The 23,477-nt window shown below is 50.1% G+C and carries 26 protein-coding genes; 9 read left to right on the forward strand and 17 right to left on the reverse strand.

Going from position 1 to position 23,477, the window contains the following annotated elements; translation table 11 throughout:
- Window positions 1–35: 35 nt before the first annotated feature.
- Window positions 36–608, reverse strand: coding sequence for a hypothetical protein (locus PsAD37_RS25700; protein ID WP_063298500.1), 573 nt, complete (start codon window positions 606–608; stop codon window positions 36–38).
- Window positions 609–1,076: 468 nt separating this feature from the next.
- Between PsAD37_RS25700 and PsAD37_RS25705 the strand changes: the two genes are divergently transcribed.
- Window positions 1,077–2,723, forward strand: coding sequence for an acyl-CoA synthetase (locus tag PsAD37_RS25705; RefSeq protein ID WP_063298501.1), 1,647 nt, complete (start codon window positions 1,077–1,079; stop codon window positions 2,721–2,723).
- A 62-nt stretch (window positions 2,724–2,785) separates the two neighbouring features.
- Here PsAD37_RS25705 and PsAD37_RS27950 read toward each other — a convergent pair whose 3' ends face one another.
- The gene (locus PsAD37_RS27950; protein ID WP_082596622.1) at window positions 2,786–2,956 is read right to left on the reverse strand and encodes a YdcH family protein; all 171 of its coding nucleotides are present in this window, start codon (window positions 2,954–2,956) and stop codon (window positions 2,786–2,788) included.
- A gap of 398 nt (window positions 2,957–3,354) precedes the next feature.
- Between PsAD37_RS27950 and PsAD37_RS25710 the strand changes: the two genes are divergently transcribed.
- The 3 genes from PsAD37_RS25710 (at window position 3,355) to PsAD37_RS25720 (ending at window position 5,370) form a co-directional block, all read left to right on the forward strand.
- Window positions 3,355–3,567: a YdcH family protein gene (locus tag PsAD37_RS25710; RefSeq protein WP_057462025.1), complete on the forward strand. Its 213-nt coding sequence runs from the start codon at window positions 3,355–3,357 to the stop codon at window positions 3,565–3,567.
- Between the two features lie 123 nt (window positions 3,568–3,690).
- A complete protein-coding gene (gene purE / locus PsAD37_RS25715; protein ID WP_063298502.1) occupies window positions 3,691–4,194 on the forward strand; it encodes a 5-(carboxyamino)imidazole ribonucleotide mutase in 504 nt (167 codons plus the stop codon).
- Between the two features lie 87 nt (window positions 4,195–4,281).
- The gene (locus tag PsAD37_RS25720) at window positions 4,282–5,370 is read left to right on the forward strand and encodes a 5-(carboxyamino)imidazole ribonucleotide synthase (RefSeq protein ID WP_063298503.1); all 1,089 of its coding nucleotides are present in this window, start codon (window positions 4,282–4,284) and stop codon (window positions 5,368–5,370) included.
- Window positions 5,371–5,443: 73 nt separating this feature from the next.
- On the opposite strand, the gene PsAD37_RS25725 is transcribed toward PsAD37_RS25720, so the two are convergent.
- The gene (locus PsAD37_RS25725; protein ID WP_208992090.1) at window positions 5,444–6,844 is read right to left on the reverse strand and encodes an MATE family efflux transporter; all 1,401 of its coding nucleotides are present in this window, start codon (window positions 6,842–6,844) and stop codon (window positions 5,444–5,446) included.
- A gap of 184 nt (window positions 6,845–7,028) precedes the next feature.
- Window positions 7,029–7,784, reverse strand: a complete 756-nt coding sequence (locus PsAD37_RS25730) for a class II glutamine amidotransferase (RefSeq protein ID WP_063298526.1) — start codon at window positions 7,782–7,784, stop codon at window positions 7,029–7,031.
- Between the two features lie 724 nt (window positions 7,785–8,508).
- Between PsAD37_RS25730 and rpsU the strand changes: the two genes are divergently transcribed.
- The gene (gene rpsU, locus PsAD37_RS25735) at window positions 8,509–8,733 is read left to right on the forward strand and encodes a 30S ribosomal protein S21 (protein ID WP_063298527.1); all 225 of its coding nucleotides are present in this window, start codon (window positions 8,509–8,511) and stop codon (window positions 8,731–8,733) included.
- 197 nt (window positions 8,734–8,930) lie between these two features.
- Complete coding sequence (locus tag PsAD37_RS25740) at window positions 8,931–9,791, forward strand: tetratricopeptide repeat protein (protein ID WP_063298505.1); 861 nt, start codon at window positions 8,931–8,933, stop codon at window positions 9,789–9,791.
- 45 nt (window positions 9,792–9,836) lie between these two features.
- Here the strand turns inward: PsAD37_RS25740 and PsAD37_RS25745 are convergent, their stop codons facing one another.
- The 6 genes from PsAD37_RS25745 to PsAD37_RS25770 all read right to left on the reverse strand — a co-directional run bounded on the left by PsAD37_RS25745 (window position 9,837) and on the right by PsAD37_RS25770 (window position 15,472).
- A complete protein-coding gene (locus PsAD37_RS25745) occupies window positions 9,837–10,697 on the reverse strand; it encodes an alpha/beta hydrolase (RefSeq protein WP_153039860.1) in 861 nt (286 codons plus the stop codon).
- A gap of 74 nt (window positions 10,698–10,771) precedes the next feature.
- On the reverse strand, window positions 10,772–11,542 hold the full coding sequence (locus tag PsAD37_RS25750) for an acetoacetate decarboxylase (protein ID WP_063298507.1): 771 nt from the start codon (window positions 11,540–11,542) through the stop codon (window positions 10,772–10,774).
- A 140-nt stretch (window positions 11,543–11,682) separates the two neighbouring features.
- Window positions 11,683–12,996 carry a hypothetical protein gene (locus tag PsAD37_RS25755; RefSeq protein WP_063298508.1) on the reverse strand — a complete coding sequence of 438 codons (1,314 nt, stop codon included), beginning with the start codon at window positions 12,994–12,996 and terminating at the stop codon, window positions 11,683–11,685.
- A gap of 157 nt (window positions 12,997–13,153) precedes the next feature.
- Window positions 13,154–13,438: an aa3-type cytochrome c oxidase subunit IV gene (locus tag PsAD37_RS25760; protein ID WP_208992092.1), complete on the reverse strand. Its 285-nt coding sequence runs from the start codon at window positions 13,436–13,438 to the stop codon at window positions 13,154–13,156.
- Window positions 13,439–13,574: 136 nt separating this feature from the next.
- Window positions 13,575–14,945: an AarF/ABC1/UbiB kinase family protein gene (locus PsAD37_RS25765; protein ID WP_063298509.1), complete on the reverse strand. Its 1,371-nt coding sequence runs from the start codon at window positions 14,943–14,945 to the stop codon at window positions 13,575–13,577.
- Between the two features lie 119 nt (window positions 14,946–15,064).
- A complete protein-coding gene (locus tag PsAD37_RS25770; RefSeq protein WP_063298510.1) occupies window positions 15,065–15,472 on the reverse strand; it encodes a DUF3224 domain-containing protein in 408 nt (135 codons plus the stop codon).
- Window positions 15,473–15,555: 83 nt separating this feature from the next.
- Here PsAD37_RS25770 and PsAD37_RS25775 point away from each other — a divergent pair, with 83 nt between their 5' ends.
- Entirely contained in the window at window positions 15,556–16,380 is an 825-nt protein-coding gene (locus PsAD37_RS25775; RefSeq protein ID WP_063298511.1) for an AraC family transcriptional regulator, read from the forward strand.
- On the opposite strand, the gene PsAD37_RS25780 is transcribed toward PsAD37_RS25775, so the two are convergent.
- Genes PsAD37_RS25780 through purB form a run of 5 tightly spaced genes read right to left on the reverse strand, consistent with a single transcriptional unit; the run spans window position 16,377 to window position 20,457 of the window.
- Window positions 16,377–17,285, reverse strand: a complete 909-nt coding sequence (locus PsAD37_RS25780; protein WP_063298512.1) for a DUF3445 domain-containing protein — start codon at window positions 17,283–17,285, stop codon at window positions 16,377–16,379. The two genes, PsAD37_RS25775 and PsAD37_RS25780, sit on opposite strands and share 4 nt — an antisense overlap.
- Before the next feature lie 60 nt (window positions 17,286–17,345).
- Window positions 17,346–17,897: an alpha/beta hydrolase gene (locus tag PsAD37_RS25785; protein WP_063290258.1), complete on the reverse strand. Its 552-nt coding sequence runs from the start codon at window positions 17,895–17,897 to the stop codon at window positions 17,346–17,348.
- Entirely contained in the window at window positions 17,884–18,684 is an 801-nt protein-coding gene (locus PsAD37_RS25790; RefSeq protein WP_063298513.1) for a metallophosphoesterase, read from the reverse strand. Before PsAD37_RS25790 ends, PsAD37_RS25785 begins: the two co-directional genes overlap by 14 nt.
- A gap of 55 nt (window positions 18,685–18,739) precedes the next feature.
- Window positions 18,740–19,099: a VOC family protein gene (locus tag PsAD37_RS25795; RefSeq protein ID WP_063298514.1), complete on the reverse strand. Its 360-nt coding sequence runs from the start codon at window positions 19,097–19,099 to the stop codon at window positions 18,740–18,742.
- A gap of 29 nt (window positions 19,100–19,128) precedes the next feature.
- The gene (gene purB / locus PsAD37_RS25800) at window positions 19,129–20,457 is read right to left on the reverse strand and encodes an adenylosuccinate lyase (RefSeq protein ID WP_057462039.1); all 1,329 of its coding nucleotides are present in this window, start codon (window positions 20,455–20,457) and stop codon (window positions 19,129–19,131) included.
- Window positions 20,458–20,790: 333 nt separating this feature from the next.
- Here purB and PsAD37_RS25805 point away from each other — a divergent pair, with 333 nt between their 5' ends.
- Complete coding sequence (locus tag PsAD37_RS25805) at window positions 20,791–21,168, forward strand: VOC family protein (RefSeq protein WP_063291056.1); 378 nt, start codon at window positions 20,791–20,793, stop codon at window positions 21,166–21,168.
- 366 nt (window positions 21,169–21,534) lie between these two features.
- Window positions 21,535–21,990 carry a PaaI family thioesterase gene (locus PsAD37_RS25810; RefSeq protein WP_063298515.1) on the forward strand — a complete coding sequence of 152 codons (456 nt, stop codon included), beginning with the start codon at window positions 21,535–21,537 and terminating at the stop codon, window positions 21,988–21,990.
- A 54-nt stretch (window positions 21,991–22,044) separates the two neighbouring features.
- Here the strand turns inward: PsAD37_RS25810 and PsAD37_RS25815 are convergent, their stop codons facing one another.
- Both PsAD37_RS25815 and PsAD37_RS25820 read right to left on the reverse strand, forming a co-directional pair.
- Window positions 22,045–22,656 (reverse strand): hypothetical protein, encoded by a 612-nt coding sequence (locus PsAD37_RS25815; RefSeq protein ID WP_153039861.1) that lies wholly within the window; start codon window positions 22,654–22,656, stop codon window positions 22,045–22,047.
- A gap of 38 nt (window positions 22,657–22,694) precedes the next feature.
- Window positions 22,695–23,327 (reverse strand): hypothetical protein, encoded by a 633-nt coding sequence (locus tag PsAD37_RS25820; RefSeq protein ID WP_063298529.1) that lies wholly within the window; start codon window positions 23,325–23,327, stop codon window positions 22,695–22,697.
- Window positions 23,328–23,477 lie beyond the last annotated feature (150 nt).

The following is a 23,477-nucleotide window of genomic DNA, read 5'->3' on the forward strand; positions in this document are numbered from 1 at the left end:
GACTTCGTTGCTTTGCGTTGAGCAATTTACGGATCTCAGTCGCGCTCACCCAAGCCATCATAAAGCACGCGCTTGATCAGACCAAACGGCCCGTCGACCTCGAAAGCAGCATCCGGCATTGTCTTCCAGGTCACTCGGTTATGAAAGAAACCAGAGGGATCGGTCAGATCCAGATCCCCACGCGCGGGCGAAACAATCCGATATCGAACTTGCTTTGCGTTATAGGTATCTGATGGATTACCCGCATATTCTGAGCTTGGCGGCTGCCCTTCGACCCACGAGAAGAAATAGGTACGCAGCTGATCTGCCATACTACCTGTCGAATTGAGCTGACCAAAGTTGAGTTGGAGCCCGACAACCAGACAAACAGCTGTCGATATGGCCCAAAGATACCAATGATCGCGGAAGTGACTCAGAATGACTGCGCGATTGAGATACAGCTGGATCAGAACAGGGAATGCCACCAACAACACAAACCACTGCGCATCCTGTGATCGTTGTGGTCCGAGGGTGAAAATATAACCCGTCAGAGCCACGGTAATCGCGCAGAAAACCACGCCAAAGAATAAGGCGATCTTCCCCTGTCGATTTGGTGTCACTACGGTCATGCGAGCCCTGCTTGTTCATCACTCGCCGTATCAAACGGGTCGCGATTTATTCTTTTATCAGACAGGTCGACATTACAAATCGAAAGGCAAACGGGGAAGACTTCTGAGGTGTTGCAAATTGTCGCGAGCGTTTGTCTTGCCCAAAAACGCAACAAGATTTCACCTTTGCCGTTAAGTTAAGGCACCAGTTGCAACCACCGCATTTAAATTCGCCGAATATATCGACACCAATCCACAAAACATCTCAAAAATACTTATAGTTGAAAGTCTAATAACAAGAAGATCCTCAGACTAACATCTAAGTCATCTGAACTACCCCCTACGCCTATACTCAGATATATCAAAATATGCGACACTCTTAATTCCAAGCTCTTCATCGGAGCCAATAACTATCTTGGGAAAGCTGATAGCCAGTTCAACGGATCTTCGCAGTTCTCTTGAGCGGAAGTTGAATGCCTGGGGAATTTCATGAAAAACAATAGTCCAAACACATCATATTTCGACAAAGACCTCCCAAAAACTGAAGCAAATTACACGCCATTAAGCCCACTCAGTTTTTTGGAGAGAGCTGCAAAAGTTTTTCCAAGCCACACAGCCATCATTCACAGCAAGATTCGTAGGTCCTATAAGGAGTTCTATGAGCGCTCTATTAAACTCGCGAGCGCCCTGAAAAAGCGTGGTATCGGCAAGAATGACTGCGTGTCTGTCATGCTGCCCAACACACCACCCATTCTTGAAGCTCATTACGGCGTACCGATGGCTGGAGCCGTTCTCCACGCACTCAACACCCGCCTTGATGCCGCTATAATCGCATTCCAGCTAGACCATGCAGAGAGCAAGCTCGTAATCGTTGATCGTGAGTTCTCGAAAGTCATGGCCGAAGCATTGGAACTGGCAGCGGTGAAGCCGGAAGTGGTGCTTTACGACGACAAAGAATTCCCTCAATCAACGCCCGCAATTGGAGAGTTGGAATACGAGGAGCTGATTGCCAGCGGTTCCGCTGATTTTGACTGGCAACTTCCCGCGGATGAATGGGATGCAATCACACTCAACTACACGTCGGGTACAACAGGAAACCCGAAAGGTGTCGTTTATCATCATCGTGGTGCTTACCTTCTTGCGCAAGCAAACATCATCACCGCAGCCATGGGCAAAAAACCGGTTTATCTCTGGACACTGCCAATGTTCCACTGCAATGGCTGGTGTTTCCCATGGGCCTTGTCCCTCGTTGCCGGAACGCATGTCTGCCTTCGTCAAGTACGACAAGCCCCTATCTGGAATGCCTTGGCAGATGAGAAAGTCACACACCTCTGCGGTGCTCCAATCGTAATGTCCACACTGCTCAACACCCCCGAGGACCAAAAGCGCAAACTCACCCATGATGTCGAGTTTTTCACCGCCGCAGCACCACCGCCTGAAGCTGTTCTTGCAGCGATGGCACAGGAAGGTTTCAATGTTACCCATCTCTATGGGCTGACAGAAGTCTATGGCCCAGACGTCGTCAACGAATGGCACGACCATTGGAATGAACTTCCAACATCAGAACAAGCTGCATTGAAAGCCAGACAAGGCGTTAATTACGTCGCTTTGCAGGATCTCGCTGTTCTCGACCCCGAAACCATGAAACCAGTCCCTGCTGATGGAGAAACCATTGGAGAGGTCATGTTCAAAGGCAATGTTGTGATGAAGGGGTATCTGAAGAACCCCTCCGCAACACAGGAAGCCTTCAACGGCGGTTGGTTTCACTCAGGTGACTTGGGCGTTCAGCATGAAGACGGATACGTCCAGCTCAAAGACCGCTCCAAAGACATCATCATCTCAGGAGGTGAAAACATCTCATCCATTGAGATCGAGGAAGTTCTCTACAAACACCCGGAAATCTCATCAGCAGCAGTGGTTGCCCGTCCCGATGACAAGTGGGGCGAAACTCCCTGTGCATTTGTGGAGCTGAAAGAGAACAGCAGTGTGACGGAAGACGATATCGTAACCTACTGCAAACAGCATCTGGCCAGCTTCAAATCACCAAGAACTGTTGTCTTCACAGACCTGCCGAAAACCTCAACAGGCAAGATCCAGAAGTTCGTACTGCGCGAAGAAGCAAAAAAGATCGGCTGACCCTAAACAAAAAATGCGCCGCTAAAAGCGACGCATTCTCTATTCGGTTAAGAAAAAGGAAGCTACCCTGTCACTCGTATTCGCGAGATCTCATCCTTAAGCTTCAACTTTTGCCTTTTTAGATTGCCTAGTTCGATCTCATCCATCGAAGGATGGTGCTTGGCTGTTTCCAGCTCCCTCTCAATGGTAGCATGGCGGCGTTCCAGCTCAGTCAAATGCTCACGGATGGACATAGGTTTTGATCCTCCTACATTGTCTCTGTTACAGGTGGATGATGGCACCATTTTATTGAGTTGTCGAACTATGATTAGCTGTTTTTTTGGGGCCTCTACAACGCGAGATCGCTAATTCATGAAAAACTTAGGGAACTTATAAATGACCCAGTAAATTTAATGGGTTTCATATTCCACTCAAAAGAGAACTTCACTAAGTATTCAACCCTATATATACGCTGCGTAAATCCGTCATGAGACAACACTTCCTGTAAAAATCGAGAGACTCTTGTTCATCACCGCTGCACATTCGGTATACTGTTGCCGAGCGGTGAATTGCGACAACGCGCCCCACCAGATTTGATCATTGATGGGTCTCGTTGCACACAGACCGATATGTGTCATGTGAGGACAAAACGATGACGGAAGATACTCTCGATCAGGATAGCAAGCGTTCCGAGCTCGCTGAGTTGCGACAGGAGCATCGGGATCTTGATCATTCCATCGAAGCGCTCATTGAAACGGGACGGGCAGATGTTCTCCAGCTGCAACGCTTAAAGAAGAAAAAACTGATGCTAAGAGACCAGATTCAGGTGCTGGAAACACAGCTCTTACCTGACATTATTGCCTAAATTAGAGGCAGAGCTCTAACCTTCGTATACTATTGGCATTTCTTGTTGTAATTGGCTTGAAACACGCCGTGTTATTTCTATAATCCGCGCTTTCTTCCCAGACGCTCAGAGGGTGCCCGTTTTATGAACCGCACAGACCAGCCAGAAGTCGCTATCATCATGGGAAGCCAATCCGATTGGCCAACCATGAAAAATGCTGCAGATACGCTAGAAGCACTGGGAGTTTCCTATGATGCTCGCATCGTCTCAGCCCACCGCACCCCGGACCGTCTGGTAGAGTTTTCCAAAACAGCAAGAGAGAACGGCTTCAAGGTTGTTATCGCTGGCGCTGGCGGAGCAGCCCACCTTCCGGGTATGGCTGCATCCATGACACCGCTGCCAGTGTTTGGTGTTCCAATTGAGTCGCGCGCTCTTAAAGGACAGGACAGCCTCCTTTCCATCGTTCAAATGCCAGCAGGCATTCCCGTTGGCACTCTTGCCATTGGTCGTGCAGGTGCTGTCAACGCAGCATTAATGGCTGCCGCTGTTTTGGCACTCAACAATCCGGAGATCGCCGCCAATTTGGATGACTGGCGCGAAAAGCAAAGTAAGGCTGTGGCTGAGAAGCCAGTCAACCCGGAAGAGTAAGAGATTCAGAGGCGCCCACTTGCAAGCGCCTCATTTGTTTCAAGCCGCCCCTAACATCTGGCCCCTAACATCTGGAAAGTTTTCGAAATGGGTTCCACACTACGTCCTGGCGACACGATTGGTATTTTGGGTGGAGGCCAGCTTGGCCGCATGATCGCGCAAGCTGCCAGCAGGATGGGCCTGAAGTGCCATATCTATTGCCCGGATGAAAACAGCCCCGCTTTTGAGGTCTCAGAAAAGAAGACCGTTGCGGCCTACGAAGACGAACAAGCACTCACCCAGTTTGCGAAAAGCGTTTCAGTCGTCACTTATGAGTTCGAAAATGTCCCCGGCGAGACAGCCCGCATTCTGGAGCAGTTTGTTCCAGTTCGCCCCGGCCCACATGCACTGAAAGTTTCCCAGGATCGCCTGGCAGAAAAGACATTCCTTTCAGAAGAAGCGGCAACGCAGGTCGCTCCCTTTATAAAGGTCGACACGCAGGCAGAGCTGGAAGCTGCGCTCATGGAGTTGGGCGGTCAGGGTGTACTGAAAACGCGCCGTTTTGGATATGATGGCAAAGGCCAGATCATGATCCGTACACCTGAGGACATCGAAGGCGCCATGAGCAAGCTTGGCAATCAGCCATCTATCCTTGAAGGCATCGTTCCGTTTGAAAAAGAGATTTCCATCATCGTCGCGCGTGGCGTGGATGGAACGGTCAAATGCTATGATCCGGCGGACAACTACCACAAGAACCACATTCTGAAGACCTCTAGCGTACCTGCAGACATCCCGGCAGAAACCGCTCAGGAAGCCATCGATATGGCAACCCGCATCGCTGTTGCGCTCGATTATATCGGAGTGATGGGCGTAGAACTGTTTGTCGTCAGAGACGGCGAGGCTACAGAGTTGAAGGTCAACGAAATAGCGCCACGCGTTCACAATTCAGGTCACTGGACAGAAGACGCTTGTCCGGTTTCTCAATTTGAACAGCATGTTCGCGCTGTTGCAGGCTGGCCACTTGGCAGGCCAACCCGAGCACACAACGTCATCATGGAAAACCTGATTGGTGATGATGTGAACTCATGGGAATCAGCACTGCTGGAGCCAAACGCTCGTCTGACGCTCTACGGTAAAGCAGAGACACGGGAAGGCCGCAAGATGGGCCACATCAACCGCCTCTCCCCAAAATCCTGATCGCGTTATCCTACAAAGAAAAAGCCCCCGAAGGTCTGATCATCTTCGGGGGCTTTCATTTAATTGAACCAGACTATCCTAGCCTAACCAGACCAAGTTGATCGCGTTTCTGGAACCGGATCAGCAACAGGATTCCAGTGATAAATAGACCACTGGCCAAACCAACCCAGATCCCTTCTGGGCCCCAGTTAAAGGTGAACGCCATCACGTAGGAAAGCGGCACACCAATAATCCAGTAACCAATCACCGCAATCACCATCGGCACTCGCGTATCTGAAAGACCGCGCAGAACACCACCAGCAACCACCTGAATACCATCAACCACCATGTACACCGCTGCAATAAAGACCAGCGGTACACCAAGGCGGATCACATCCGCTGCATCTGGATTACTGCTGTCCAGATAGAAGGAAATCAGCGTATCAGGAATCGCAACAAACAAGACCGCACCAAGCAGACCAATCACAATGGACCAGATCAGAGCCACCCAGCCAGCACGTGTAATGCCATCAGCATCGCCACGACCAGATGCAATGCCAACACGCACAACAGCGGCGTTAGCAAAACCAAGCGGAATCATGAACGCAATACCAGAGAGCTGAACCGCAATACCGTGAGCTGCAAGTTCCAGCGTCCCAATCCAGCCCATCATCAAAGCAGCAGCAGAGAACAAGCCTACTTCAGCGACCAGCATGAGGGAAATCGGCCAACCGAGACGAAGGATTTCAAAGAACGCAGGCCAGTCAGCACGCCAGAAGCGAACAAACACCTCATACTTGCGAGATTTCTCTTCCCAAAACACATAGGCAATCAAAATCACACAGGATGCCAACGCAGTCACAACAGACGCAATCCCGGCACCTAGAATGCCAAGTTGAGGAAAGCCGTAATAGCCAAAGATCAGCACATAATCGAGAAGTGCATTGACCACAGCGCTCACGACAGTCGCCCACAACACAATTTGCGAACGTTCAATGCTGGTGAGGAAGCTGCGAAGCGCCGCCACAAATAACGATGGATACATCGACCACTGCACAATGCGCAGATAATTCGCAGCAATCGCAGAAACTTCTGCTTCCTGCCCAAGAGCCAGCAAGAGGCTCTCACCGTTCCACAGCACGACCATCGCAAAAGTCGTATAAATGAGCGAAATCCAAAGGCCCATGCGCGAAGCACGCCGCACATTACGTATGTCGCCTTTACCTTCGGCTCTGGATGCCAATGGCATAACGGCTTGCAAGAACCCAAGTCCTGCCAGCCATGTCAGAAAGAACAACTGTAAAGCCAGCACGGATGCTGCCAGCTCTGTTGCGCCAAGCCAACCGATCATCAATGCATCGGTGGCATTGATTGCCATCTGCGCAAGTTGCGCACCGATCAACGGCAATCCCAAAATAAGCGTTGCATTGGACTCCCCCCACCATGCAGACATGGATGTGGGTTTGGCAACGCTGGTGCTTTCAACCCGCGTCATCATAAGCTCCTGAAGAAAAGGGCATGGAGCCCCTCCAGAACTTGAGCCTCTCAAGAACATAAACAAGGCTGGGTCCTGCAATTGACCACAGTGCCTCGCTGGGAGGAAACTTCCTATCGTAGAAACAGATCGACAAAATCCCAGTGGCTTCTTGCCTAAGCAATACCGCTAGTGAAAATGCCGATTACGCTACTTTGCAAAACTCTTCGGGAATGTCCAGAGGAATAAAGCAAGGCGCATTATCACCACCATAAACCATAATGTGTCCGCAAGGCACTTCATACCAACCTTGCCCGCCCTTTTCCAAAGGCTCTGAGACAACACTCAAGCTGCTGTTATGTAAGCGATAATATAGGCTCGGAACAATCTTATCACTAGAGCAACGCACAGCATAAAGGCGCTCACCATCAGTCAAGGCCATCGCTACGCGCAATGGAGCAATGACATCATTGCAACGCATAATCTCAAGTGTTTTCGTTAGGACCTGTTGCACAGCCCCCACAGGATCAACATCCAGACCATGACTTAACATGGCAAGAAACAGCGCTTCACTGTCCGTTGTACCCTGCCGATAACGATAAAAGTCGTCGCTGATCAAACTCTCAATCTGGCGGCGGATATCATCATACCCTCCAATCTGCCCGTTATGCATAAACATCCATTTGCCGACAGCAAACGGATGGCAGTTTGAACGAGAGGTCGCAGTGCCTGTCGATGCGCGCACATGAGCAAAGAATAAAGAGGACTTGAGGTGCTTGGTGATACTCAGAAGGTTCTCATCACCCCACGCAGGCTGCGTATCACGATAAAGACCCGGCTCTGATTTGTGACCGTACCAACCAATCCCAAAGCCATCACCATTGGTGTTCACCTTGGCTTCCGCACAATGCAGGCTCTGCGCAATCAGAGAATGATTGGGCATTGAAATCAGCTCTTCCATGAAAATGGGAGCTCCACGGTACGCAAGCCAGCGGCACATTACATTATTCTTTCTTCTGGTCGATTACCCAAATGAGGTCACTAGAGTATGCATGATCCATCAGCACGTATAAACCCCTTACCTAGAACTAGAGTAACGAGTTTTCTCAGTGAACGTTCCGTGGATCTAAAGAGAGTCTCTCAATCGCAGCTCTCGCGAGTCGAATGGACTCACTCGACTCATCTCCGAAGTCGGATATGACGAACAGTGTTTGAAGCGGATTACATTCAAATTTCCACCTCGATTTCCACTGTTCAGAAAAGCTCCTGTGACTTTTTTCGGCGGCGCAAGAGAGACTCAATCAAACACAATCAAAGGTTGTATTTTGAAAAAATAATTTCACATCCAATGTTAAAATTCATTTTGAAAGCTTTTTTTACTTATATTTTACTTCACTCACGAACATGCCAATGCCCCAATTTGAAGAAAATAAGCGCATGCTGCTGAGATTGCCTTGTCCCACAAGAGGTATTCCCCCCTTTCCCATCTATAAATTAACATAGATTCTCAAGTAAGGAGGTAGACAGCCCCCACGCAGTCTGTTAGTTACCCCGTCAAGAAGCGACGCATCAGCGGCGACGGAGTTCTTGTGACCCGTGCATATGCGCTAAGCGTTGCTATCAATCATTTCATCTATGTCGTTCTGGATACGTAATCCAGAATGCTCGAAGGTAAGGATAAACGCGTGCAGGTTCTCGTTCGCGATAATAACGTCGATCAGGCGCTTAAAGCGCTTAAGAAAAAGATGCAGCGTGAAGGCATCTTCCGTGAAATGAAGCTTCGTGGCCACTACGAAAAGCCATCTGAAAAGAAGGCTCGCGAAAAGGCTGAAGCAATCCGCCGCACTCGCAAGCTGGCTCGCAAGAAAGCACAGCGTGAAGGCCTGTTGGTCGGCAAAGGTCGTCGTTAATCCGGCGGCACTCGGGACATCACGCAGCTAAGGCTCAACTATGTTTGACGAAAAGCGTGTGAGCGGACCGAAGCTAGAATTCAGAACGGACTAACCGGTGAACCGGTTGGTCCGTTTGTTGTTTTTGCTGGTTCATTTGACCTTTTTTTGCCACACTAAAGTGTAGGCTATCGTGTCATTGCAAGGACTCTTTAAGAATGGGGCACATTCTCGTGAACAATAAACTGGCTAAAGGCATCTGTGCGTGTCTGCTCGCACTTGGCGTTGCAGCATGCCAATCCAACTCATCTGGCCTTGTTTATCAGAATGTGCCTATCGACAAAGCTGTTGGCTCTTCCTCCAACATCGACAGTCTGAGTGCCGTTGTTGACGCAAACCCAACCGATGCTGACGCCTACAATAAACGCGGCATTGCATACGCAAAAGCTGGACGCCTTGATCAGGCGATTGAGGACTTCAACAAATCTCTTCAGCTGAGACCAAACTCTTATCAGGCTTATGCAAACCGAGCCTTGGTGGAGCGCCGCAAGGGCAACACGTCTCAGGCAGTTCAGGATTACAGCTCAGCACTTTCCATCAAGCCAGATTACGTGAAGGCCCTGAACGGACGCGGCAACACCTACCGCTCTATCGGTCAGAACACAGCAGCGCTTCGTGACTACAACGAAGTCATTCGCTTAAATTCCGGCGATGCGCAGGCCTATCACAACCGTGGCCTCATCTATCAGGCACAAGGTCTACAGGAAGCAGCTCTCAATGACTTTTCATCTGCTGTTGGTCTGAACTCCCGCGCTTATTCACCTCTGATCGCGCGCGGTGTAACTTACCTTTCTCTGAGCGATCCAAAATCTGCACTCAAAGACTTCAATGCTGCAATTGCACTTAACGGCAAGTCCGCATCTGCTTGGGCGAACCGTGGCCGCGCTGAAGAAGCTCTGGGGCAGATTACAGAAGCCCGCCAGTCCTACAGCAGAGCATTGCAGATTTCTTCGACAAACCAGACTGCGAAGGAAGGCTCCCAGCGCCTATCAACGTCACCTGGCGTTCCGCAAGCTTAAGCCCACAAACCATATCACTTCCAAAGGCCGGGTCTCCGGCCTTTTTTATTGTCTTGCTTCCGAAGATATAGACAGCATCCAGTTAATCTCATCACGCCAGTCAATCATGCGAATGGGCGTCCCGTGAGAGCCAGTTTCGAACAACCGAAAGCGCACCGGATACTGCTTATTTTTACCAATGAGTGCGTTATACAACTGATACTGCTTTTCCCAGCTGTAAACCCTGTCAGCACTACCGTGGCCAAATACAATCGGTACGCCTGCCTTATAGGCTTCACTCGTCAACAATCGTCGATCCGTCGCTCCTCCCAATAAAATGAGGCCGGACAGCGGCCCAGCAACACCAGTCTGATCCGCAAGCCCATAGCAGACCTGTGACCCCATGGAACCACAGGCCACAATCACTTTCGCCTGCGGTGCTTCTTTCCGGTATTGCGCAATCAACTCGCGAATTTCCTGAGTACCCTTGGAGCTTTCGAGCTTCACATCAGGAGACAGATAAACGCCATTATTACGCACCATTAAGTTTTTCAAGCGATTGAAGTTACCGCCAAACGTCCAATCAGCATTCCCCTGCTTTCGATTGCCCCCCTTTCCATGCAGATAAAGCAGTAACAGCTTGGTATCGGCGTCAAGAGCCCCAACTCGGATGTGCTTACGCTTGTTCCCCGCAAGCACAACTGAGCGCTCTCGCACATACCAGGCAGGCCTGCTGGAAACATATCGCCCTTCAACCCGTCGCTCTGGTATTTCATCCCGGTCCCGCAAATCACGCTGGATCTGATAGTCAAGCCGCAAGAACGCCCCGTCCATCGCCTGATCCAGAACCCGCGGATAGGCAAACAACTCGTCTTTATAAGGCCTCAGCTCAAAGCCAGCAGCCTTCGAGACCAGCAGCGCTGACATGAATAAGCTGCTTAACAAATACCCAAAGATCCTGAAGTTGCCTCGCATGCAGCACCTCCGAAATAACGCATCACTTAAGGCTTCAGGTAATCATACATAACCCGGCCATAAGGTAGCGTGAGGTCCGTAATGAAATGAACGCCGCCGAGTGATTTAAGCATTGGTAGCTCAGCCACTGGCGCATTGGCATGATGGAACAATTGCAAGCTCGCTGGACCAGACCACGCGCCCTTCACCGTCACATCAGACGCCTCATAGGCAACCAACTGAGCAATGGCCAAGGAACCGTCAACATCTGGAATGAGCTTCAGATTCACCTGGGTTTTCTGAAGTTTCTTGAGGACCGCATCAGGGTGACACTGTGTGCCATGTTCCACATCATAAAGAAGGTGCTGATACTTATAACCCATGGTCGCAATAGCGATGGTCACATCATCAAAGACCAAATGCCCGGTCAATGTCGCTCCTGATATACTCAGCTTAGGTAGGCCGAGTTTCTTCGGGAAACCCCAGATCTCGCGCCCACTAAAAATCGGCGGCGTATCATCAAGAAACATTTGTTGCGTGAAGTTCACAGGGTGATCACCAAACTTGGCCGGAATCACGATACCAGACTCGGTGTAGTCCCCAAAGCCAGCAGAATCCGGCATGCGGATCACCTCGAACATTACCGTATTGGACCCATCCGGCTCCAAAGGCTCAGGCAAAGCTTCACGAATAGCGTCGGGGTCACTTTCATAGGAGACCACAAAAAACTCGCGGTCGATAAACCTGTATGGCCCCTTGGGATAAGCAGGAGAAGCAATCGGCATAGAAGCCTGTTCAAGAATATCGGCAATTTTCATGGACCACCTCGATCATGAAAGAGTGTGAACCGCGGCCAAATCACAGCCAGCACGCTCTCACCATAAGCGCCGATATTTTGGATGTTGCCCCTTGGGTTTTGGGGTGACACTTTCAGAGCTCACCCCAAACACTTTTTTAATCAGCTTGTTACGTCAATTTCTTTGAAAGTAGCCAGTGGTGCTTTTTCGCGAATAACCCAGTTCAACGCACCAAGCTCTACTTTTAACGTCGGATGAACCAGTCCCCACACGCGCAGCTCGCTCGCTCCAGTGCCTGCATGGGTTTGATTTACACGGCTTGCTATATTGAGTGTAGTCGTTGATTGATCAACACTCCAACCAATTCGATCACCAGCAACAAAGGCAACCTTACGACCCGTTCTGGTCGTACCAATCGGAATACCGTCAAACAGCTCAACAGAAGCAAGACGCTCTGTATCAATATGATAATCAGCGATCATCATCAGACCCAACAGGTAATAATATCCCGCCTCTTGAGAAAGCCCCTGCCGGCTCACCTGATCAACCAGATCACTTCGCCCACGAACACCTTTCAACGAGTGTAGGCTTGCAACAAAAATCATCTTTTCACCCCGCGTCATAGACGTAGCGCTCAGGAATGCTCGTGTGCTACGCTGGCGAATGGCCATATCACCAAGCATCTCGCGCATCGTCTCATCGGCAACGGTCGGGCTGGCCTTGAGAGCCTCGCTTAAATTGGTTGTCGCCAGAACTCCACTAACCGCCGTACCAACGCCACCCGGAATAAACACAGTTGCGAGATTGGTCAGACGGTTAGACGTTGCATAGGCCCAGGCAGCCTTATCAAGCGCGTCAGAGAGTGGAGGAAATGTCGTATAAGGGTCAACATTCGCCGCAACAGCTATATAGCGCCGGGCTTTATCTCGCCCAACAACAGCCGCAGCAACACTCTCAACCGCAGAGGTCTTCTTTCCACGTTCCTTAGACGGAGCAGTCGCTCCGGAATTTCCGGTAATGGTGTTCACAGTACCATTCAGCAACAAGCCGACGCCATCAGCAGTGGAACTCAGTGTCTCTTTGGGAGAGGTTACAAGGCTACCGAGAAACGTCAGAGGTTTGGCGACCGCAGTCACAACGCCCTCACCCGCCTGAGAAACCGTATCCAGTTCTTGAATGCCCTTCAGCGCATGAAGTTCATTGATACGCTTCTTCAATGTCGCCGTACCGCGCACTTTATAGGTCTTGCCATGAACTTTGAGGCTGTAAACCAGCAATGTCCCGTTCCGCAAAACAGGCGGCACAATCTCGTAATTACTGCCACGCGCAGCAACGCCTTCTTCCTTCAGGATCTGGGAGAAACCAAGATCAGTCGAAGCAGAATGAGATGGCGATGAGACAACTGCAACCACGATAAAGATTGCAAGCAGCAAGGAACAGCGCAGAAGAACGCGAACAGTTTGCGCAGTAGACATATGATACCCGAACTCAGAACAACTCTTACTAAAAGCTCTATTCTTCAATAATGATCAGAAAAGGGCAGCGCCTCTGGCAAATTTCGGGGTTGAAACGAAAAATCGCAGAAGCACGCTGCTCCTGCGATTCTCAAAACCTTTGAAACCTGAGGGTTTCTTAGATTGTCAGCACAGCTGTTACCACACAAGCAAGCAGGAATACGATTCCCGGTACAATGTGCGACCTGTCACCAGATGCCATGCCAACGCCAACTGCAATCACTGTTGCGATTGTGGTGATGCTTGCCCAAACCGTCCCGGCAGTACCACCAAATCCAATCATTGCAATAACGAGTACAAATGTGAGAGCTGCAAGAATTCCAACCTTTGAGAAGTTGATGAAGTTCTTGTAGGTCTTCTCGTGTTCCTTATAGTCCATAACAGACGCGCTCCCGTCAGCCATGCTTCCCCCTCGAAACAAGTAGTTTTCCTAATATCAGTCTTTAACACCACATGGTCCGGTGACGCAACTTCCCTAAAGAACCACTCAGGAGATAACCCAGGTTCCGGGGATAATTCCAACGGCCCGAGTATGTGCCTCAATGCTCACTAGACAAACCACATAAGTCCAGTTGGTGCTTTTGATGGGCGTTCAACGTATCCAGCTCAAACCCATCAATCTGCTCATTAAACAGTTGATGGAAGTTAAGCTCAGCTCGCAAGTGAAGGAACACAGATCCAAGCCCAATAGCCGCCCGGTCCATAAAAACAAAGTAACGAGGTATTTTCACCGGCCCCAGTTCTTTAAGGGACTGATGCACACGAAACGCCTCTTGTCGTCCATAAGCCGCTGGAGAAACACCATCGGCAATCGAGCGTACTCTGTCGCTGAGCAACGGGCCAAAAATAAAGCTAGCCCAGATATTCAAGGTCTCAATAAGCTCAGTCGTCAGCCCATCAAAACCCCAAGTCTCATAAGCAGCAACCACACGGTCCTGATCATCTTCAAGCAAACCGTGATACAGCTCCACCACGCCTTGCACAAAATCAGGCGGGAAGATGCGCACACACCCGTAATCCAGCAAATTCACACCAGCTGGCTCCGCACCATCCTCAAAGATCGTGTAGTTCCCAAGATGGGGATCGCCATGGATCACACCATAATGCGCAAACGGATGCCACCACGCCTTAAACATCACTTGCGCAATCTTGTTACGCGCCTCCAGCTTTTCTTGTCGATAGGCCAGAAGCGGACGCCCTTCCAGCCAACTCATGGAAAGCAAGCGCCGTGTGGACAGACCTTCAAACACGTCTGGGATCCGGATCTGCTCATCTGCAGCAAAAACATTGGCGTAAAGCTTGGAATGCCGAGCTTCCCGGCGATAATCCAGCTCTTCCCGCAGTCGGTCACCAACCTCCTTCGCAATCTCAGAAGTCTCAATCGCAGGCCTGAAACGCCGATGCAGAGCAAGCAGCATGTCGAATTGGTTCAGGTCAGCTTCAACCGCGCTATCCATATCTGGATATTGCAGCTTGCAGGCCAGCATCGCCCCATCCTGATCATAAGCTCTGTGAACCTGACCAAGAGAAGCCGCTGCTGCTGGTTCCTTCTCAAACTTATCAAACTTGCCTTGCCAACCTGGACCAAGCTCAGCCCGCATGCGCCGCTTAACAAAAGCCCACCCCATAGGAGGTGCATTTGCCTGAAGACTTGCCAGTTCTGCTGCATATTCGGGAGGCACAGCATCAGGAATCGTCGAAAGAAGTTGCGCCACCTTCATCAGTGGCCCTTTGAGTTCACCAAGAGATTCTGCGATGGAAGCCGCATTCTTCGCAGGGTCTTGATCCCAACCAAACAGCTTACCTGCAGCAAGCTTGGCTGCGATGCCACTCATATTTCCACCAACCTTGGCATAGCGGCCAAGGCGGGCGGTCATTCTATTTGCTTCCCGGTCACGAGATGAAGGCATATGGGGTTCCTGCGTCTCACACTCTTATTGCAATATATAGTGCATTGCAAAACCTAGCAGAAAACGCAGAGAACCCAAGGGCACTTTTAGAAATTACCTAATCACATATTTGCTCAGGCTTACTCAACTCTCTCCACAAACTCCAGTTCAAGCAGGCTTTCAACAGCATTGCCATGCGACGTAACGTACTCGCCCCGACCAGAAACACTCTCAAATCCTCCAGTCCCGGATCCGGGCACGACAGTCATCGAAGAGCGAACAGTCTCCGCATCAAACACCCCGCTCTCCTCAACAAGGAACGTGCCTTCATGCGAACCATATCGACCAAAAATCTGCGTGTACCACGAGTATTTGCCCTCTTTCTCTGTTACATAGGCCAAAAGATAAAACATGCTCACCTGCCCAACGATTTCTCCGCTGAGGGGTCCATGAGCGCGAACTGATGCAAACTTGCTCGCCATAGAAAGCGCTTCTGCGATCTCTTCTTTCCATTCTTCAACTTTGTAGGTGCATTTAATCTTTGCCATTTTCAGCTCCTTGCATTGGGAGCCGAACACCTACTGCGTCAAAACCAGAAGGGCTTGTAAAAGCGCGACAGCTGCTATCTTTTATGCCTATGCCAAATCAGGATGACACCTCAAACCAGATCAGCGGCTTGCTAGACCAGCAGCGCAGCCTCAAACACTTCAATCTGGACTGGCTCACTCCAGCTGAGTCATTACAGGAAGCCATCGAGTTCTATTGGCTGATCACATGGGATCTTCGAGGCAAGCCTCCATATAAGCAAGCTAACCTGCCCCACCCATCCCAACACATTGTCATCGACACATTGCAGACGACAGGCGTGTTTGGCATTAACACAGGCGTTTTCCATTACACCTTGCAACAGAGAGGCCGCGTATTTGGGGTAAAGTTTCGCCCTGGAGCCTTTGCAGATTTCTTCCGATACAACCCATCCTCGCTCCTCAACACTCACGAAAATATTGAACCGTTCCTCAGTATTTCCGAGCAGCAACTGATAGCAAAGTTAAAATCGGCTGATGATCCAACAGTATTCGCTGTACAGATGGACAACCTTCTGATTTCACATAAACATCCCTCAACTTCTAAGGCGAAGGATGCCGGTGCACTCGTAGACCTCATTGCGATAACAGACGAAATTAACAATCTGAAAGATCTTTCCAGGATCTCAGGTTTCCAGCCAAGAACAATCCAACGACTCTTCCATAGCCACGTCGGCGTTAATCCCAAATGGGTGATCGAACGCTACCGCATGCTGGCCGCGGTTGATGCGATCAACAACGGACAAGACCTCAACCTAACAGACTTGGCCCACTCCCTCGGCTACTTCGACCAATCCCATTTCAACAACGCCTTCAAGAAACTAACAGGCCACACACCAAGTCATTACCTACCAGCGTCTCAGCCTTCCTAAACACGTTCCTCAGCGATCATATCAAGCGCTCGTGCGATAGTTGATGCGTGCGTTTTGATGCCTTTGTAGTCCAACTGCTCATCAGTTAACTCAAGCAACTGTGTCTTTAGGCCTTGGGCTAGTTGATCACCATCCGGATGCTCTAACAGGCCATGAACGGGATCATGATGAACCCTGATAGTGAAGAGGATATCTCCACTGTTAGGCAGACGTCGCAATGTCTGCTTCTCAACGCGCACATAAAGCTGCTCAAATGCCTGATCAGCCTCACAAAGAACATCACCGCACAAACCCGGAATCGGATGATGAAGCTCAGCGTCCGTGTACAAAGACCAGTTCAGTCGCCAAACGGGCTTATCTGCCTCCAACCTTTCAAAGATCCGCTGAACCATGTGTCCCATGCGATGTCCATTGAAATCCGGTACCCCTTCATGGATTGCACTCATTGAACCGCCGAACTTTTCCGCCAAAGACCAACTGGAAGGGAAACAAAGGCTTGCTGCAACAAGCCTATACCCGTCATCGCCTTTACGCATCAGCACCAGATCTTCCTGAACGACACGGGAGATAGCTAGTAGTGGCGGTTCAGCACAAAACGATAGCTGAACACGCTTTCCTGCATTCTTCACGCAAAGAGAGTTATCCGAGTGAAGCTCATAAAGGGTGGGGAATTGATCAGGCAGATGGACAGCAAGAAGGTCTGCTACTTCGCGCTGAGCTGCCTCTGTATCCGCCTCTGCAGCAAACACGAAGGCTTTAGGGTCAGTGATGAGTCGCTCTTTTTCATCAAGGTACACAGCTAAAAACTCATCGGGCTCAATCCACTCTCTCAAATCATGAGGCTCGAGCCCAACGGTAAACGGCCTCTTAGAGCCATCATAAGGTGTGTAAGCAAATCGCGACATAAAACACCCTCCCCGCACAAAACATGCACCGGAAGGAGGGCGTTCATCAACCTATACGAGTTACCCGAGCTCTTTCATGAAATGAGCAAACGAAATGATGCCTTCTGGCCACGGCCCCTGACCGCTTTCAGAATTGATATGGCCACTTTCACCAGCATCTTGCAAACGTGCATTCCAGAGCTTGGCAAGCTGCTCAGCACGCTCATAAGTGCAGTACGGATCATTGCGGCTCGCCACAACCTTGGCATGGAACGGCAGCGGAGAGGTTGGAAACGGACCAAAGCTATGCAACTCAGCAGGCACGCATGAGCTGTCATCAACATCTGCAGGCGCAACCAGATAAGCACCCTTCACCCAGTTCTTGATGCGAGGCGCAGCATGAACCACTGCAGCAACACCAGCGGAATGTGCAACAAGCACCACCGGACGCGTAGCTTCCTCGACCGCTTTCACAACGGCATTCACCCATTCCTCAAGGTCTGGCTTGCTCCAACTGCTCTGCTCAACGCGCCGACCAGTGGAGAATTTTGTTTCCCAACGGCTTTGCCAGTGGTTTGCGTCGGAGCCATGCAGGCCGGGGACAATGAGAATGTCCGCCTCAGAAATCTTCATAAGGTTCCTCAATACGTGGTCGTGCTAAAAAGTCTGGCAGCTTAATAGGACGAAAATACCCAGTTTTCAAAGCGCCAGCCCAATCTCCACGTTGATTACGCGCAGCTTTTCTACTGGCATGGTCCCAATCGTAGTTCACCATCCGCTCTTCAAAGGACCATCGCGTCCCGACACGGGTCACAATCATGTACCGCGCATGGGGGCTTCCAACTTCCATCGTATGTGCATGAGGCTTGTCATCATCATAGGCTGGCAGCCCAACACTGCCTGCGTTCATCACGATTTGTCCGGTCGTTTCCAACCAGATGACCCGAGGGATGTGGGAGTGCCCACAAACAACCAGTGGAGACGTCACATTTCCAACGTGCTCTAACACGTATTCCGGCGATGCAATTTTGGTGTGGTCCCCACAAAGTTCTTCAGTGAGATAAACATTATCAGCTGACGGCGTCCCATGGCACAGGAACACATTCTCGACATGCTCCATTTGCGTCGGCAGTTGCTTCAGCCACGCTTTGGATTCGTCAGAAAGCAGCGAATAAGCATGCGCATCACTTGGACCCATTTTGGATTGGACATGGTCCACCAAATGTCGGTCATGATTGCCGCGCACAGTCAGCCAGTTTTCCGCAATGAGATACTGAGCCGTTTCTTCTGGCCACAACGGCCCCGAAACACAATCACCCAAATTAAACACCAGATCCGGAGACTTCCGCTTTATGTCGCGATGAACAGCTTCCAGAGCAGGCAGGTTACCGTGAATGTCCGAGATAACCGCAATTCTCATAGTCATGACTCCTGATCGGCATTAGTCCCATTAAAAACTAAGAAGGACTATGTTGTCAGCGAGGTTCGCCCAGCAGTGTCAAAACATTGCCAAACGGATCATGAAAATGTGCAAGAACTCCGCCCCACACCTGCTTTTCAGGCGGGTTGGTAAAGGCAACGCCTTTTTCACAAAGGCGCTCATAAGTATCGACAATGTCATCAACCTGAAGAGACGCGCCGAGAAAACGACCAATGTATTCTTGGTCTTCCTCGTTGTGTGCTTGCTCGATGATGAGCTCTGCATTGTCGAGCTTGGCACCAAACGCGCCAAGCTCTGGCATATCCCAGTTAAGAGGAAGGTCGAGCGTTTCGGCATAAAACTCCCTGGCCTTTTCGATATCTCTCACGAAAATCCGCAGACCATAAAGCTTCATCTTCCCCTCCACTCCTGTGCACGGGCGACTTAGGCTTCGCCAAAGACCCGCTTGAAGATCACATCTACATTCTTGGTGTGGTAACCAAGGTCAAAGCGCTCACGAATTTGTTCTTCAGAAAGATGCTTGCGAACGTCTTCATCCGCCAGCAATTCAGTCAGGAAGTCCACCTTAGCATCACCAGAAACCTGATAGCTGTCCCAGACCTTCATCGCATTGCGCTGAACAAGACGATAGCTGTCTTCACGAGACGCACCGGCCTGAGTCAGTGCCAGCAAAATGCGCTGTGAGTGCACCAGACCACCAAGGCGATCCATGTTACCCATCATACGCTCTGGGTAAACCATCAGATTTTCCATAACGTTTGTCAGGCGTGCCAAAGCAAAGTCCAGCGTTACAGTCGCATCAGGACCGATCATACGCTCAACGGAAGAGTGCGAGATATCGCGCTCATGCCATAGTGCAACATTCTCCATCGCAGGTAATGCGTAAGAGCGAACCATACGAGCAAGACCAGTCAGGTTCTCGGTCAGCACCGGGTTCCGCTTATGCGGCATAGCAGAAGAACCCTTCTGGCCTTTGGAGAAGAACTCCTCAACTTCCAGAACTTCTGTGCGCTGCAAATGACGAACTTCAGTCGCCAGACGCTCAACGGAAGACGCAATCACACCCAGAACCGCGAAGAACATGGCATGACGGTCACGAGGAACAACCTGCGTAGACACCGGCTCAGCACCAAGGCCTAGCTTCTCAGCAACATGCTCTTCAACACGTGGGTCGATGTTTGCAAATGTGCCAACTGCACCGGAAATAGCGCAGGTCGCGATCTCTTCACGAGCCAGCTCAAGACGCTTCTTACAGCGATCAAACTCAGCATACGCCTGTGCCATTTTCAGACCAAAGGTCACTGGCTCAGCATGAATACCGTGGGAACGACCGATAGTTACGGTGTCTTTGTGCTCATAAGCACGGCGCTTCAAAGCAGCCAGCAGCTTTTCCATGTCGGCCAGCAAAAGGTCTGCAGCGCGAACAAGCTGAACGTTGAAGCAAGTGTCCAGAACGTCAGAAGAAGTCATGCCCTGGTGCACAAAGCGTGCTTCCGGACCAACGATTTCAGCAAGGTGCGTCAGGAACGCAATCACATCGTGCTTGGTTTCACGCTCGATCTCATCAATCCGCGCAATGTCGAAGGTAGCTGGACCACCCTTCTCCCAAATCTTTTCAGCAGATTCTTTTGGGATCACACCCAGCTCTGCCAGAGCATCACAAGCATGAGCTTCAATCTCAAACCAGATGCGGAATTTCGTTTCAGGAGACCAAATAGCGACCATGTCAGGACGCGAATAGCGCGGGATCATGCCAGTCCTCGTATGCGTTACAATTCTGTCGCAGGATGTAGCAGGACAGGCTCCCTAGAACAATGCCAGAAAGCTCCGGCAATGCCGAAAAAACGCGTTTTTTAGAGAATTCAACGTTGCTATGCGCACTATGAATATTTCTTCATCGCCCGAAAAAAGAACCCGCAATTTTCAGTCAACTTGTCTGCAACGAAACACAATCGAATCCAGAATGAAAATCCCCCTTGGGTGGCATCTGTTGCATACTAATTTATGACCAACTTGAGCTCTGCAAAACTTTCCTTATGCTGAGCATCTAAGACGTTTCAAAATGGTTCTTGAGGGGGAAGTCACATGCAACTGGGTGCATTTTCAATCAGCCTGACGGTTAAGGACATCAAAGCATCAATCTCGTTCTATCAAAAGCTCGGCTTCGCATGCGATCCCGGTTGTGATGGTACAGATGGCTGGGCGATCATGAAAAATGGCGAGACAATCATCGGGCTGTTTCAGGGAATGTTTGAAAAGAACATGCTCACCTTCAATCCAGGCTGGGATCAGGAAGCACAAGCCCTCGATAAGTTCCTCGATGTGAGGGAACTCCAAAAGCGATTGAAAGCTGATGGCATTGAAGTTCACGGACAAGAAGCAGACGAGACCACATCTGGTCCGGCAAGCTTCACTGTGATTGATCCGGATGGAAACCCTATCCTGATAGACCAACACCGCTAGTGGGCAAAGGGTCAGCAGCAAACAAGAGAGCCAGCAAAGTCATATTATAACTCCGACAAACGTTGAGCTTCAGTAAGCTACTCAGTTCCCTTTACACTCCTCTCAATAATCCAGTGAGGTTTGTGAGTGACTGTGCCTTCAAGTGAATTAGCCAATACCAAAGCCTGTTACCTGGAGTCCGACACCCCGGACTGGCAAGCGCATTTCATCGAAAGTACATTCTTCCTCCGCGACGATGGAACTCTCTCTGCCCAAAGCAAGGGCAATTTCGCCTCTCCCTATGCTTCACTGCGGTTCGAACATAACGCATTAAGACTTGGCATAATCGCCACCTGACATATTCAGATAGACATTTTCGGAGATAAAATGAGTGAGTTTACGCCTCGGTTTGCAGGCTATGAGAAGAAAGTAAGAGACAGCTTTGCCCGCCAGCCAGCCATGGCCTCATTGAGCATTGAAATCGCCAAAGTAGAACCCGGCATCGTCGAGCTGACCATGCCGTACAACAAAGATTTTACCCAGCAACACGACTTCCTCCATGCTGGCATCGTCACCACAGCCCTCGACAGCGCAGCCGGATACGCAGCCTTCTCGCTGATGGACGAAGACGCTGCCGTGCTTACAATCGAGCTTAAAACCAACCTGATGAACCCAGCTGCAGGTGAGTATTTTGTATTCCGCGCAAAGGTTGAGAAACCAGGCCGCACAATCACCTTCGTCAACGCCACCGCCTACGCAATCAAGGACGGCAGTGAAAAGAAAGTCGCCACGCTATCGGGCACTATGATGTCCGTCCGCGGCAGAGCCGACGTTCAACAGTAGATCAGTGAGGCGAGAGCGGGCTGGTCTCGCCGAGCAGGCTCCTGATGCTCTGAGTTATTTATTCACGCGCAAAACAAGTGAAGGTGCCGTGCTTCCCTGCGCACCAGAAACAAAGCTGACGCCAGCAACATCAAATAATTGCTTTCCACCGGAGACTGTCTCTAACTCATTGATCCAGCTGGTTCGATTGACGCCTCCGGAAATCCTCACACTCTTTGAGAAAGAGGCCGCATCTTTTTTATAACCATCAAAAACATAGCTTTTAATTTTATCGTCGAAAAACTTGGCAGATCCGTACTTCATACTGGTAACAAAATAACATGTCGGAGAAGCCTCAGTTGCATCTGCTGACTTATATTCTCCAAGAACAAGCACACTGTCGCCATTTCGAGAGCGATACGCTTTCGTAGTCTTGTGACTAAAATTCCGGCTCTCAGCGATCGAAACCAACGGGAGATCACCACCTGAAGAGGAAACCACTTTCCATCCTTCAGCCTTGAGATACTTATCTCGTCCCTTCGCGCTTGACGAAATACAGACCTTTTTGAAAATCGCCCAGTTCCGCAAGTAGGTCTCCGAAGCCACGTCTTCAGCATCAAAGCCACCGCCGCAAGCACCTAGAGGCACAATCACCGTCAGAAGTAATGGTATCCTATTAAGTCTCATAAGGCCTCCCCAAGCAACGAACGATCAGATCGCAAAAATCACTTCAACTTGCATTTGGTTTCAGTCCCCTCCCAGAAACCACTACTAGTTTTGGTACAATCGATTGGAACTTTGCGAGCAACCTGCACATCAAGCCCACTCGCTCTTTCGCCGAAAGCTTGTTTCAAGCTCGCTTCGACAGCGCGTTTCAGGTCAGATGCGCTCCGCCGATGCTCCCACCCGTAGGGAATAACTGTCACGGTGCCAGGTTTGAAATTGCTTATAAATGTCGCGTCACCAACCTTGAAAATACGACTTCGTTGACCAGAGTCTCCAGTGACAAACGCATATTTGCCAGAGCGCGCAGACACGGCGTAAGTCATCAAGAAGTAGTCATCATCATGCTTGAAAGTGACCCGATAAGATCCAAATAGCCCTTCAAACGCCTCAAAGGTCAGCCTATCTTTGTTGCTTGCTTCTTTGTCTTCACAATCGTCAACCTCACCCGAAGCGTTCACCTTGCAGAAAACCGAAGCCAGATCTGATTCAACACTGCCATAGCGCCAAATCAAATAATTCTTAGTCTTATCTATCGGGAACTTATCTAGATGCGATTGATTACTGGTGGGCTTATACGACCCACAAGCACTCAGGGTGAATGCAACTACCAGCATTGCAATAAATATGCGCATGTTTCCGCTCCACTCACCCATATTAGAGCGTGCTGCGCCAGATCTGATTCAGGTTTCTCATTTTAACTTTTTGTGATTCAATGTTGCCATCCTTGTTTTTGGAGGGCACATGGGCAAGCCATATCCGATAGAATTACGTGAACGGGTTGT

The sequence above is a fragment of the Pseudovibrio sp. Ad37 genome (assembly GCF_001623075.1).
Taxonomy (GTDB): domain Bacteria; phylum Pseudomonadota; class Alphaproteobacteria; order Rhizobiales; family Stappiaceae; genus Pseudovibrio.

Bases quoted from the DNA above. Each gene is read 5' to 3' on its own strand.
- PsAD37_RS25710 (WP_057462025.1), top strand. From the start codon at position 3,355: ATGACGGAAGATACTCTCGATCAGGATAGCAAGCGTTCCGAGCTCGCT.
- PsAD37_RS25780 (WP_063298512.1), bottom strand. From the start codon at position 17,285: ATGTCGCGATTTGCTTACACACCTTATGATGGCTCTAAGAGGCCGTTT.
- purB (WP_057462039.1), bottom strand. From the start codon at position 20,457: ATGATCCCGCGCTATTCGCGTCCTGACATGGTCGCTATTTGGTCTCCT.
- PsAD37_RS25720 (WP_063298503.1), top strand. From the start codon at position 4,282: ATGGGTTCCACACTACGTCCTGGCGACACGATTGGTATTTTGGGTGGA.
- PsAD37_RS27950 (WP_082596622.1), bottom strand. From the start codon at position 2,956: ATGTCCATCCGTGAGCATTTGACTGAGCTGGAACGCCGCCATGCTACC.
- PsAD37_RS25745 (WP_153039860.1), bottom strand. From the start codon at position 10,697: ATGTCAGCGCTGCTGGTCTCGAAGGCTGCTGGCTTTGAGCTGAGGCCT.
- PsAD37_RS25815 (WP_153039861.1), bottom strand. From the start codon at position 22,656: ATGAGACTTAATAGGATACCATTACTTCTGACGGTGATTGTGCCTCTA.
- PsAD37_RS25760 (WP_208992092.1), bottom strand. From the start codon at position 13,438: ATGGCTGACGGGAGCGCGTCTGTTATGGACTATAAGGAACACGAGAAG.
- PsAD37_RS25755 (WP_063298508.1), bottom strand. From the start codon at position 12,996: ATGTCTACTGCGCAAACTGTTCGCGTTCTTCTGCGCTGTTCCTTGCTG.
- PsAD37_RS25775 (WP_063298511.1), top strand. From the start codon at position 15,556: ATGCCTATGCCAAATCAGGATGACACCTCAAACCAGATCAGCGGCTTG.
- PsAD37_RS25770 (WP_063298510.1), bottom strand. From the start codon at position 15,472: ATGGCAAAGATTAAATGCACCTACAAAGTTGAAGAATGGAAAGAAGAG.
- PsAD37_RS25740 (WP_063298505.1), top strand. From the start codon at position 8,931: ATGGGGCACATTCTCGTGAACAATAAACTGGCTAAAGGCATCTGTGCG.
- PsAD37_RS25785 (WP_063290258.1), bottom strand. From the start codon at position 17,897: ATGAAGATTTCTGAGGCGGACATTCTCATTGTCCCCGGCCTGCATGGC.
- PsAD37_RS25705 (WP_063298501.1), top strand. From the start codon at position 1,077: ATGAAAAACAATAGTCCAAACACATCATATTTCGACAAAGACCTCCCA.
- PsAD37_RS25730 (WP_063298526.1), bottom strand. From the start codon at position 7,784: ATGGAAGAGCTGATTTCAATGCCCAATCATTCTCTGATTGCGCAGAGC.
- PsAD37_RS25700 (WP_063298500.1), bottom strand. From the start codon at position 608: ATGACCGTAGTGACACCAAATCGACAGGGGAAGATCGCCTTATTCTTT.
- PsAD37_RS25795 (WP_063298514.1), bottom strand. From the start codon at position 19,099: ATGAAGCTTTATGGTCTGCGGATTTTCGTGAGAGATATCGAAAAGGCC.
- PsAD37_RS25790 (WP_063298513.1), bottom strand. From the start codon at position 18,684: ATGAGAATTGCGGTTATCTCGGACATTCACGGTAACCTGCCTGCTCTG.
- PsAD37_RS25810 (WP_063298515.1), top strand. From the start codon at position 21,535: ATGAGTGAGTTTACGCCTCGGTTTGCAGGCTATGAGAAGAAAGTAAGA.
- PsAD37_RS25750 (WP_063298507.1), bottom strand. From the start codon at position 11,542: ATGAAAATTGCCGATATTCTTGAACAGGCTTCTATGCCGATTGCTTCT.
- PsAD37_RS25820 (WP_063298529.1), bottom strand. From the start codon at position 23,327: ATGCGCATATTTATTGCAATGCTGGTAGTTGCATTCACCCTGAGTGCT.
- PsAD37_RS25805 (WP_063291056.1), top strand. From the start codon at position 20,791: ATGCAACTGGGTGCATTTTCAATCAGCCTGACGGTTAAGGACATCAAA.
- PsAD37_RS25725 (WP_208992090.1), bottom strand. From the start codon at position 6,844: ATGACGCGGGTTGAAAGCACCAGCGTTGCCAAACCCACATCCATGTCT.
- PsAD37_RS25765 (WP_063298509.1), bottom strand. From the start codon at position 14,945: ATGCCTTCATCTCGTGACCGGGAAGCAAATAGAATGACCGCCCGCCTT.
- purE (WP_063298502.1), top strand. From the start codon at position 3,691: ATGAACCGCACAGACCAGCCAGAAGTCGCTATCATCATGGGAAGCCAA.